This window comes from Pseudomonas sp. UBA6753, from assembly GCF_002453565.1.
Lineage (GTDB): Bacteria > Pseudomonadota > Gammaproteobacteria > Pseudomonadales > Pseudomonadaceae > Aquipseudomonas > Aquipseudomonas putida_Z.
On record NZ_DKHD01000048.1, the window covers coordinates 16,245 to 27,628 of the forward strand.

Here is an 11,384-nt window from a genome sequence, read left to right on the forward strand (position 1 = left end):
CGTGCAATACCTGTGGGAGCGGGCGTGCCCGCGAATGGGCCATGTGAGTGGTACACTGTCCGCCACATAGCCTGAATATAAAGAGGGGAGGCCAGGCTGTACCGCAGCCTGTAGCCTCCCCGAGCGTTTCTGGACTAAGCATGAGAATACTGATCATTGGCCCCAGCTGGGTCGGCGACATGGTGATGGCGCAGACCCTGTTCCAGTGCCTGAAACAGCAGCACCCCGACTGCGTGATCGATGTGCTGGCCCCCGAGTGGAGCCGGCCGATCCTCGAACGCATGCCCGAGGTCCGTCAGGCCCTGAGCTTCCCGCTCGGCCACGGCGCACTGGAACTGGCCACGCGGCGACGCATCGGCAAGTCCCTGGCCGGCCAGTACGACCAGGCCATCCTGCTGCCCAACTCGCTCAAGTCGGCGCTGGTGCCGTTCTTTGCCGGTATCCCCAAGCGCACCGGCTGGCGCGGCGAAATGCGCTTCGGCCTGCTCAACGACGTGCGCAAGCTGGACAAGGCCCGCTACCCGCTGATGATCGAGCGTTTCATGGCCCTGGCTTACGCACCCGGCGCCGAGCTGCCGCAGCCGTACCCGCGCCCCAGCCTGCAGATCGAAGCGCAAAGCCGCGACGCCGCCCTGGCCAAGTTCGGCCTGGAGCTGGACCGCCCGGTGCTGGCGCTGTGCCCCGGTGCCGAGTTCGGCGAGGCCAAGCGCTGGCCGGCCGAGCACTACGCCACCGTGGCCGATGCGATGATCCGCCAGGGCTGGCAGGTGTGGCTGTTCGGCTCGAAGAACGATCACCCGGTCGGTGAGCAGATCCGCGACCGCCTGATCCCGGGCTTGCGTGAAGAATCGTCCAACCTGGCCGGCGAAACCTCGCTGGCCGAGGCCATCGACCTGATGTCCTGCGCCCATGCCGTGGTGTCCAACGACTCGGGCCTGATGCACGTGGCCGCCGCGCTGAACCGCCCGCTGGTGGCGGTGTACGGCTCGACCTCGCCAGGCTTCACCCCGCCGCTGGCCGAGCACGTGGAAGTGGTGCGCACCGGCATCGAGTGCAGCCCGTGCTTCGACCGCACCTGCCGCTTCGGCCACTACAACTGCCTGCGCCTGCTGGAACCGGGCAAAGTCATCGCTGCCCTGCACAGCCTGACCGGGCCGGACCTGATCGATACCGTGGCCGAGGTCGACTAAGTGCGGGTACTGATCATCAAGACTTCGTCGCTAGGTGATGTGATCCACACCTTGCCGGCGCTTACCGATGCCGCCCACGCCATCCCGGGCATCCGCTTCGACTGGGTGGTGGAAGAAGGCTTCGCCGAAATCCCCAGCTGGCACCCGGCGGTCGACCAGGTGATCCCGGTGGCCATTCGCCGCTGGCGCAAGAACGTCTGGCAAACCATCAAGAGCGGCGAGTGGAAGGCGTTCAAGCAACGCGTACGCGAGCGCAAGTACGACCTGGTGATCGACGCCCAGGGCCTGGTCAAATCGGCCTGGCTGACCCGCTACGTGAAGGCGCCGGTGGCTGGCCTGGACCGCTACTCGGCCCGCGAAGGCTGGGCCAGCCGCTTCTATGACCGGCGCCTGTCGGTTGCCACCGGCCAGCACGCGGTGGAGCGGGTGCGCCAGCTGTTCGCCATGGCCCTGGCCTACGACCTGCCGGAAGGCATCGGCAACTACGGCCTCGACCTCGAGCGCCTGCAACTGCCGCCGGCCGCCCCCTATGTGGTGTTCCTGCATGGCACCACCTGGGCGACCAAGCACTGGCCCGAAGCCTACTGGCGCGAACTGGCCGAGCGCATGGGCCGGCGCAAGCTGGAAGTGCGCCTGCCGTGGGGCAACCCGGCCGAGAAGGCGCGGGCCGAGCGCATCGCCCAGGGCTTGAACAACTGCCAGGTGCTCCCCAAATTGAACCTTGCCGGCGTCGCACGCGTGCTGGCGGCGGCAAAAGCCTGCGTGGCGGTCGATACCGGCCTCGGCCACCTTGCGGCGGCACTCGATGTGCCCACCATTTCGCTGTTCGGCCCGACCAACCCGGGCCTGACCGGCGCCTACGGACGGACCCAGATTCACCAGGCCAGTGACTGGCCCTGCGCGCCCTGCCTGCAGAAGAAGTGCACCTACAAACCGAGCGCCGACGACCTGCGCCGGTTCGATCTGAAACGCGAGTGGCCATTGTGCTTCACTCGCCTGAATCCCGAGCATGTGGCGAGCCGCTTGAGCGCGTTGCTGCTGGCTGAGGATGTCCGTTGATGCAACTGGCTTTCGTGCTTTACAAATATTTCCCCTTCGGCGGGCTGCAGCGCGACTTCATGCGCATTGCCCTGGAATGCCAGAAGCGGGGCCACCAGATCCGTGTGTACACGTTGATCTGGGAGGGTGACATTCCGCCGGGCTTCGAAGTGCTGGTGGCGCCGGTGAAGGCGATTTTCAACCACCGCCGCAACGAGAAGCTCAGCGCCTGGATGGCCGCCGACCTGGCCAAGCGCCCGGTCGACCGCCTGATCGGGTTCAACAAGATGCCTGGGCTGGACGTGTACTACGCCGCCGACGGCTGCTTCGAGGACAAGGCGCAGACCCTGCGTGGCGGCCTGTACCGCCGCTGGGGCCGCTACCGGCACTTTGCCGAGTACGAACGTGCGGTGTTCGCCAAGGACGCCCATACCGAAGTGCTGATGATTTCCGAAGTGCAGCAGCCGCTGTTCATCAAGCACTACGGCACCCCGGTGGAGCGTTTCCACCTGCTGCCGCCGGGCATTTCCCAGGACCGCCGCGCGCCGGCCAATGCCGGCGAAATCCGCGCCGAGTTCCGCAAGGAATTCAACCTGGGCGATGACGACCTGCTGCTGGTGCAGATTGGCTCGGGCTTCAAGACCAAGGGCGTTGACCGCAGCCTCAAGGCCCTGGCCGCGCTGCCGTCGGCCCTGCGCAAGCGCACCAGGCTGATGGTGATCGGCCAGGATGACCCCAAGGTGTTCCAGCTGCAAAGCGCTACCTTGGGCCTGGGCGAGCAGGTGCAGTTCCTCAAGGGCCGCAGCGACATCCCGCGTTTCCTGCTGGGCGCCGACCTGCTGATCCACCCGGCGTACAACGAGAACACCGGCACGGTGCTGCTCGAGGCGCTGGTGGCCGGCCTGCCGGTGCTGGTCTCCAAGGTGTGCGGCTACGCCCACTACATTGCCGAGGCCGACAGCGGCCTGGTGCTGGACGAGCCGTTCGAGCAGGAACAGCTCAATGGCTACCTGCAGCGCATGCTCGAAGACCAACAGGCCCGCGCCAGCTGGTCGCGCAACGGCTTGGCGTTTGCTGAAACCGCCGATCTGTACAGCATGCCGCAGCATGCCGCCGACGTGATCCTGGGGCAGGAGTCCGCATGAAGCTGATACTGGCCGAACCGTTCAAGCGCCTGTGGGCCGGGCGTGATGCCTTCGATGCCGTGGAGGCGCTGCAAGGCGAGGTCTATCGCGAACTGGAAGGGCGCCGCACGCTGCGCACAGAGGTCGCTGGCGAGGGCTTCTTCGTCAAGATTCACCGCGGCATTGGCTGGGGCGAGATCTTCAAGAACCTGCTTACCGCCAAGCTGCCGGTGCTTGGCGCCGGCCAGGAATGGCAGGCCATCCAGCGCCTGCACCAGGTTGGCGTGCCGACCATGACTGCCGTCGCCTATGGCGAGCGTGGCAGCAACCCGGCCGCGCAGCACTCGTTCATCATCACCGAAGAACTGGCGCCGACCATCAGCCTGGAAGACTTCAGCATCGACTGGGTCAGGCAGCCGCCCGAGCCGCGCCTGAAGCGCGCGCTGATCGCCGAAGTGGCGAAGATGACCGGCGGCATGCACCGCGCGGGGGTCAACCACCGCGACTGCTACATCTGCCACTTCCTGCTGCACACTGACCGCCCGGTGACGGCGGATGACTTCAAACTGTCGGTGATCGACCTGCACCGCGCGCAGACCCGGGCGAAAATCAGCCGCCGCTGGCGTGACAAGGACCTGGCCGCGCTGTACTTCTCGGCGCTGGACATCGGCCTGACCCAGCGCGACAAGCTGCGCTTCCTGCGCGGTTACTTCCAGCGCCCGCTGCGGCAGGTCCTGAAGGATGAAGCCGCGCTGCTCGCCTGGCTGGAGCGCAAGGCGCAGAAACTCTACGACCGCAAGCAACGTTATGGGGATGCACTCTGATGGCGGGGTGGACACTGGCGCCGGGCTACGAACACCTGGCGGCGGACTTCGGCAGCCTTGAAGCGGTATTTGCCCTGCAAGGCGAGCGCCTGACCCGCGACCCGATCAGCGAGGTGGTGCGTATCGAGCGTGACGGGGTCAATTACTACGTCAAGCGCTACACCGGGGCCGGCAAGCACATGCGCCGTTACCTGGGCCGGCCGCGGATCAAGGCCGAATGGCAGAACCTCAAGCAGTTCGACAAGTGGGGCATCCCCACTGCCGAAGTGGTGGCCTGGGGCCTGGAGCGCAATGGCCTGGCCTTTGGCCGGGGGGCCATGATCACCCGCGAACTGCCGCGCACCGAAGACCTGTCGGCGCTGGCCGAGCGCAATGATGCACGCCTGGCCGACCGCGCCTGGGTCGGGCATGTCAGCAGCCAGCTGGCGCGCCACACCCGGGTCATGCACCAGCACCACTTCGCCCACAACGACCTGAAATGGCGCAACCTGCTGGTCGACGACCAGGGCACGCTATTCTTCATCGACTGCCCCACCGGCGATTTCTGGCGCGGCTTCATGTGGCGGCACCGGATGATCAAGGACCTGGCGTGCCTGGACAAAGTGGCCAAATACCACCTGTCGGCAACCCAGCGCCTGCGTTTCTACCTGCAATACCGTGGCCGCGACCGGCTGAATGTGCGTGACAAGAAGCGCATTCGCCAGGTGGTGAGCTTTTTCGAGGGAAGGGAATGACCGATTACCTGGCCAGCGCGGACCTCGCGCTGCTCAAACGCCATGGCCTGGACGACTTCGAGGCGCTGTGGGCGCTGCAACTGGATGCCGTGGACGAACCGAACACCGGCCGCGGTGGCTGGAGCAGCGTGTTCCGCCTGGAGCTCGAAGGCAAGGGCTACTACCTCAAGCGCCAGAGCGACTACCTGACCCGTACCCTGCACCGGCCATTCGGCGAGCCGACCTTCGCTCGCGAATTCCGCAACATCAGCCGTTACCAGAAGCTGCAGATTCCGGCCTTGCAGGCGGTGTTCTATGGCGAGCGCAAGAAAGGCGGCACGCACCGGGCGATTCTGATGACTCGCGCCCTGGACGAATGGGCCGACCTCGACAGCCTGCTGGCCCGGTGGCCACAACTGAGCGATGCTGAATGCAATGGCGTCCTGCAGGCCTGCGGCCAGCTGGCGCGCACCCTGCACAGCGCCGGCCAGGTGCATGGTTGCTTCTACCCCAAGCACATCTTCCTGCGCCAGCGCCGCGAAGGCTGGGACGCGCAACTGATTGACCTGGAGAAGACCCGCCCCCTGCTGTTCGGCATGCGTGACCGTCTCAAGGACCTGGAGCCGCTGCTGCGTCGCGCACCGGTCTGGAGCGAGCGTGATGTACGTACCTTGCTGGCCAGCTACCTGGCGCAGCCTGCCGATGGCACGCTGGTAGATACCTGGCTGCAACGCCTGACGCAACGCCGTCGTGAAAAAGAGGCCCGCTGATGCGTTTGTCTGAATTGAAAGAGGCCGGGCGCAGCCCCTCGTTGCCCCTGAGCATCACCCTGGCCGATGCTGCCGGCACGGCCGACCTGCAATTGCTCAGCCTGCTGCGCGTGCTGCCGGGCCAGCGCTATGTGGGCGCCGGCGTGTGGCGCGGTACCCCGGTGCTGGCCAAGCTGCTGGTCGGTGGTAACGCTGCACGGCATTTCCAGCGCGAACTGCAAGGCGTGAAGCTGCTGGCCGAGCAGGGCCTGACCACGCCGAAGCTGCTGGCCGACGGCCTCAAGGAAGGCGAGGGCGGTTGGCTGCTGTTCGAATTCCTCGACGGCGCCGAAAGCCTGGCCGATGCCTGGGCGGCCGTGGAGAGCTTGCCGGTACTGGCCGACGAGCAGCACCTGGTGCTGGGCGAGGCGCTCACCGCAGTGGCGCACATGCACGCCCGGGGCCTGTGGCAGGAAGACCTGCACCTGGACAACCTGCTGCGCCACGGCGGCAAGCTGTACCTGATCGACGGCGCCGGCATCAAGGCCGAAACGCCTGGCCAGCAGCTGTCGCGCCCACGTGTGCTGGAAAACCTGGGGGTGTTCTTCGCCCAGCTACCCAAGCGCCTGGAGCCGTTCATCGAAGAACTGCTGGTGCACTACCTGCTGGCCAACGCCGAGCATGCGCTGCCGCTGGAAGCCTTGCAGAAGCAGGTGGACAAGGTGCGCAGCTGGCGCCAGAAGGATTACCTGGAAAAGGCTGGTCGTGAATGCAGCCTGTTCAGTGTCGAGCGCAGCCTTTCGGGCTTGCGGGCAGTCCGCCGCGACGAGGTCGAAGCCATGTTGCCGGTGCTGGAGCAGGCCGACGCGTTGATCGACCAGGGCCACCTGTACAAGACCGGTGGTGCGGCCAGTGTGGCGCGCATCGAGGTTGGCGGCCGCACGCTGGTGCTCAAACGCTACAACATCAAGAACACCGCACACTGGTTCAAGCGCTTCTGGCGCCCGAGCCGGGCCTGGCATTCCTGGATCGAAGGCCACCGCCTGGAATTCCTCGACATTGCCACGCCGCGTCCACTCGCGGTGCTGGAGCAGCGGGTGATGGGGTTGCGAAGCCGTGCCTACCTGGTCACCGAGTATGTCGATGGCCCGGACCTGGCCGAATGCTTCGCGCCCTACGTGGATAACGGCGATGCGCCCGAGGAGCAGGTGGATGCCCTGGTGCATGTGATGCAGCAACTGATTCGCGAGCGTATCAGCCACGGCGACTTCAAGGGCCACAACCTGTTCTGGCACAACGGCCAGTGGTCGCTGATCGACCTCGACGCCATGTGCCAGCACGCCACCCAGCTCAGCTTTGCCCCGGCCTACGCCCGTGATCGGGCGCGGCTGCTGCGCAACTGGCCGAGTGGCAGTGCCTTGCATCAGCGGCTGGACCGGCTGCTGCCCAAGCTGGCCGAGTAATCCGCCGGCAGTGCCAGCCAGTCGCTGCTGCGGCCTGGCTGGCGCACGCGAATACGCCATTGGCCGCCCTGTTGGCGCAGTACTGCCCAGGCGTGGACTGCGCCCAGTGCCTTCTCGGGCAGCAGCAGATGGTAATGCCCGGCGAGCAGGTGCCGACGAACCGGCAACTGCTGGTCACCCAGCTGCAGATAGAGTTGCCCCCCGGCGTCGTGCAGGTCGGCTTCCCCTGCCACCGGTTCGCCCTCAAGCGGCGGTTGCAGGCGTACCTCTTCCAACAGGTGGGCTATGTCAGGCAACCCGTCATGCCAAAGCACGATGGAATCGACCACCCAATTGCCATTGCGCAGCCGTTTGATCGGCAGCTGCGCGTAGGCATCCGGCTGCCTGGGGTCGAGCACCCTCCAGCGATAGCCGTCGAAGTGGACGTTGTACAACCGCCCCTGGCTGTCCTTGACGAAGTACCGGTCCGGACCTGGCACGCTGTTGATCTGTTCGTACACTTCCTCGCCATGGACCCCGTCGATCCGGTAGCGCAGCTTGCTCACGTCCACGGCCGCTTCGTGGGTTTTCGGCAGTGGGCGCGGGGGTTGCGGTGGCAGGCCGCGCATCGCCCTGCGCATGAGGGGCGAGCCAGCGAAACTGGACAACCCGTCGGCGCTGTGGCTCAAAGCGGCCATGGCGTGGTGGAAGGTTGCTGCGTAATCCTCTTTTTCCAGGGCTTCGAAGCCGTCCCACAGCGAAATCGACATACGGCCGAAGGCCAGGGCTGACATTGTCGGGGCCGGTAGCACGAGGCTGATCATGTCGAGAACCAGGCGCAGCGTCGACAGCCCGTACTCGCCGAGCAGCTCGCGGTTGCTGCGGCTGTTGGTATCGGCCTCGGCGATCATGGCGTGGACCTGGGCCTTGTAAAGGGCATCGAAGAGGTTGCCGTTGATCATCGGCTTTTGCACATATGGCCCGAGGCGGCCCTTGCGCACCAACTTGTCGAGCCGCTTGCCATCAGCCAGAGGCGCGCGCTGAATCAGGTACTTTCGCAAGGACGGCGTGCTGCGAAGGGTTCTGAGCAGCGCCCGGGTATCGGGGAATTCACGCCATGCGCGCCGGTCGGGTGCGTCCGGTGTATACAGCACCAGCGACGGCTGGTTGTCGCTCTCGGCGTTGAGCAGCAGTACCCCTTGCAGCGTGTGCCCGTCGATGATCAGCTGGCGCACCGCGATACGATGCTCGTCGATGGTAGGGCGCCAATTGTTGTCGGGGTGGTCGGTGACGGCTTTGACCCAGCGATAGCCTCGCTCGTGGGTATCGTTCAGAAAGTGCCTGGCATAGCGGGCCTTGGCCGCCTCGGCGCGCATGCGGGCGCGGTTCATGTTGCCGTGGCATTGCATGCGCCAGCGCGCACCAGGAGACTCCAGCAGGTGGGTTCGCAGGTAGCGGATGTAACCACTGCCGGCGTCAAGCTCGCGCACCAGGCGCTTTACCCCTTCTGCGGATATCGATTCCAGCGTGGAACCGTCTTCGTGGTGTATTCGGGCAGTCAGCCAGTAATCGACGTCGAACCAGCCGATGTTCAGCAGGGCCAGCTCGTCCAGGCGGTAGGTGGTGGTTACCAGTTCGATGGTGCCACCGACATGGCGACGGTTGGCAACGGCCACGTAACCTGAAGGTGCCAGCGGGTTGATCAGCGGGCCGGTGCGGTGTGCAAGTGTGACGGTTATGCAGACTTTTTCGGCAGGCAATTCGATGGAGAATTCGCGCCGCAGCGCCTTGCCAAGGCGTTCGCGCACCCATGCCAGCAGGTGGTGGCGATTGCCGAACGCCTCCAGGGTCAAAAGGCCGGGTGCAGCAGCCTGGGTGATGGCGCCGACGAGCTCCTGGATCGTTTGCATGATGTGCGTCAGGCTTTGCGTGGAGCTCTGGCGCAGCCAGGCGGGCAGGTGTTTTTCCAGCAGCAGCGCATAACGGGTGGACAACGCATATTGGCTGCCCATGAGATCGGTCAGTGACTGCTGTTTGGCCAGGGTGCTTTTCAGCGCCGGCAGATCCGGGTTCTGGTCAAGCGCCCAGGCGGCGTGCCAGGCGATAGTGAGCCGTTGATGCTGCGCGTCGATCACGTCACTGGCCTGTTGTTCGACCAGGTCGCCGGTAAACCACTCGTAGCGCAGCCGGTCGGCACACCGGACCAGTTGCTGGTCCTGCAGGCGGGGTAGAAGTTGCAGCATTGGCCGGCTTTGCATGGGGTCGTCCAGGCGCTCGCACAGCTCCCTGTGCAGTTCGGCCAGGTTGGCGAAGCCTTCAACGCCATGAGAAACGCTGCACAGCAGTGCCTGGCCTGTGGCTGTTTCAGGCTCGGCATCGGCCCCTTCCGGTGCGTCTGCCACCAATACCAGCACGCCGGGTAACGGCAACCGGCCATGGGGGCTTGAGCGGTTGAATACCGGCCGAAAAACCTGGGCCCGGTGGGTGTCTGGCAGGTGGTTGCGCTGCCAGGGTAGCGGCAGCTCCAGGGAGGTGCGCAGCAGGCTGATGTGGCTGTAGTCCAGGGTCTGGTCGGCGAGGCGCAGTTCCAGTTCGGTCAGAAGTTGCTCATGACGCAGTTCGCGCAGCTGCCGGACGCGGCTGTGGCCTGCTTCGACAGGGTCGTTCCAGAACGCTGCCAGGTCACCAAAAAAACGCTGACGCATGGCGGCCGCTTCGGTTTCGCCCGCCAGTTCGGGTTTGCCTTGCTCAAGGGCGACGAGTTGTTGATCGAGCGCTTCGAGGCGCTGCAAAGGTGTCATGGTATGGCTCCTTGGAAAATGGGAGCCAACCATGTCGCGGCAAAAGAGGGTGCGGGTATTACCCGGTTACTGCCGTGGACGAGGGTAGAAACCTTGCAGGCCGAGAGCCACCGACACCCCCAGGCCGAGCCAGGCCAGGCTGTCCCAGACCCCGTCCCCCAGCAAGGCGGCAAACAACCCCACGGCAGTGAGCAGGGCCACGACCATCGGCCAGATGAAGATGCGCCAGGTCGGCTGTGACTTGTGGCTCATGCCCGCGCCTCCCGCTTCGTGCGTTGTTTGCCCCACCACAGGTACAAGCCGCTGCCGAGGACGATGATGGTCAGCACATCGAGTAGCGCCCACAGGATTTGCATTGGCCGGCCGCCGTAGTCGCCGAAGTGCAGTGGTTGCGACAGGCCCATGGCATTCATGTACCAGGGGCGTTCGCCGACGGCGGTCACCGCCAGTGTTCGCGCATCGATCAGCACGGGCGTGAGCAGGTGCGAGGTCAGGTGCGTGGCGCCCTTCATGAACACCGCATAGTGGTGCTCACTGGAAAAGCGTGTACCGGGGAAGGCGATGAAGTCCGGGCGCATGCCGGGGGCGGCCTGTTCGGCGATGGTCAGCAGGTCGGTGGCCGGGGCACGTTCGGTGAGCGGTGGGGCATCACGGTACGGGGCAACCATGGCGGCCAGGCTGTCGTTGCGCCAGGCGGCGATGACCAGGTCCGACAGCGCGCTGATGACGCCGGTCACGCCTACCGTCAGTGCCCAGGCCAAGGTGACCACGCCGATCAGGTTGTGCAGGTCGAGCCAGCGCAGGCGACGGGATTTGCCGTGGCGCACCGTGCCGAAGTCCAGGCGGCGCATGAACGGTGCGTAGAGTACGGTGCCGGAGATGATCGCCACGACGAACAGCACGCCCATGAAGGCCAGCAGCAGCTTGCCGGGCAGGCCGGCGAACATGTCCACGTGCAGGCGCAGCATGGTCATCATGAAGCCGCCGTTGGCGGCCGGCATGGCCACGGCTTCACCGGTGCGGGCGTCGAGCATGAAGGTGTGCGACGAATTGGGTTCGGTGCCGGCGGTGGCGGCGGTTATGGCCACTACGCCATTGGCTTCTTCCTCGTCGTAGCCGAAGTACTGCATGACCTCGCCGGGGCGGTGCTGCTCGGCCTTGATCACCAACTGCTGCAGGTCGAGGTGTGGTGTATCGGCCGGCATTTCCCGCAGTTCGGGGGCGTCGCCGAGCAGGTGTTCGAGTTCGTGGTGGAAGATCAGCGGCAGGCCGGTGACTGCCAGCAACAGCAGGAACAGGGTGCAGACCAGGCTGCTCCAGGTGTGGATCACCGACCAGCGGCGGATGGTTGGGCTTTTCATCACGGTACCGATTTTTGCCTGTTGGAAGCTGGGGCTGCTGCGCAGCCCTTTCGCGACACAAGGCCGCTCCCACAGGGGGGACGCGTTGCCGCAGCAGTTACTGCGCGCCCGGGTCGGCCACCAACCGGCCAGTGGCCTTGGT

Annotated in this window: 10 protein-coding genes; 7 read left to right on the top strand and 3 right to left on the bottom strand. The window is 65.5% G+C overall.

Features of this window, described 5'->3' with window-relative positions; all coding sequences use genetic code 11:
- Positions 1-140 precede the first annotated feature (140 nt).
- Genes waaF through B2790_RS18990 form a run of 7 tightly spaced genes read left to right on the top strand, consistent with a single transcriptional unit; the run spans position 141 to position 7,101 of the window.
- Positions 141-1,190 carry a lipopolysaccharide heptosyltransferase II gene (gene waaF / locus B2790_RS18960; RefSeq protein WP_013970536.1) on the top strand — a complete coding sequence of 350 codons (1,050 nt, stop codon included), beginning with the start codon at positions 141-143 and terminating at the stop codon, positions 1,188-1,190.
- Positions 1,191-2,249 carry a lipopolysaccharide heptosyltransferase I gene (gene waaC, locus B2790_RS18965; RefSeq protein WP_286919484.1) on the top strand — a complete coding sequence of 353 codons (1,059 nt, stop codon included), beginning with the start codon at positions 1,191-1,193 and terminating at the stop codon, positions 2,247-2,249. It begins immediately after the preceding gene.
- Entirely contained in the window at positions 2,249-3,373 is a 1,125-nt protein-coding gene (locus tag B2790_RS18970; protein WP_013970538.1) for a glycosyltransferase family 4 protein, read from the top strand. Before waaC ends, B2790_RS18970 begins: the two co-directional genes overlap by 1 nt.
- The gene (rfaP, locus tag B2790_RS18975; RefSeq protein WP_025337411.1) at positions 3,370-4,176 is read left to right on the top strand and encodes a lipopolysaccharide core heptose(I) kinase RfaP; all 807 of its coding nucleotides are present in this window, start codon (positions 3,370-3,372) and stop codon (positions 4,174-4,176) included. The genes B2790_RS18970 and rfaP overlap by 4 nt, the downstream gene beginning before the upstream one ends.
- Positions 4,176-4,910 (top strand): lipopolysaccharide kinase InaA family protein, encoded by a 735-nt coding sequence (locus tag B2790_RS18980; RefSeq protein WP_025337412.1) that lies wholly within the window; start codon positions 4,176-4,178, stop codon positions 4,908-4,910. The genes rfaP and B2790_RS18980 overlap by 1 nt, the downstream gene beginning before the upstream one ends.
- A complete protein-coding gene (locus B2790_RS18985; protein WP_286919485.1) occupies positions 4,907-5,659 on the top strand; it encodes a lipopolysaccharide kinase InaA family protein in 753 nt (250 codons plus the stop codon). Before B2790_RS18980 ends, B2790_RS18985 begins: the two co-directional genes overlap by 4 nt.
- A complete protein-coding gene (locus tag B2790_RS18990) occupies positions 5,659-7,101 on the top strand; it encodes a lipopolysaccharide kinase InaA family protein (RefSeq protein ID WP_025337414.1) in 1,443 nt (480 codons plus the stop codon). Before B2790_RS18985 ends, B2790_RS18990 begins: the two co-directional genes overlap by 1 nt.
- Here the strand turns inward: B2790_RS18990 and B2790_RS18995 are convergent.
- From B2790_RS18995 to B2790_RS19005, 3 genes are all read right to left on the bottom strand, one after another.
- On the bottom strand, positions 7,062-9,881 hold the full coding sequence (locus B2790_RS18995) for a dermonecrotic toxin domain-containing protein (protein ID WP_286919486.1): 2,820 nt from the start codon (positions 9,879-9,881) through the stop codon (positions 7,062-7,064). The two genes, B2790_RS18990 and B2790_RS18995, sit on opposite strands and share 40 nt — an antisense overlap.
- A gap of 66 nt (positions 9,882-9,947) precedes the next feature.
- On the bottom strand, positions 9,948-10,133 hold the full coding sequence (locus B2790_RS19000; protein WP_286919487.1) for a hypothetical protein: 186 nt from the start codon (positions 10,131-10,133) through the stop codon (positions 9,948-9,950).
- A complete protein-coding gene (locus B2790_RS19005; RefSeq protein ID WP_286919488.1) occupies positions 10,130-11,242 on the bottom strand; it encodes a PepSY-associated TM helix domain-containing protein in 1,113 nt (370 codons plus the stop codon). Before B2790_RS19005 ends, B2790_RS19000 begins: the two co-directional genes overlap by 4 nt.
- Positions 11,243-11,384: the final 142 nt, after the last annotated feature.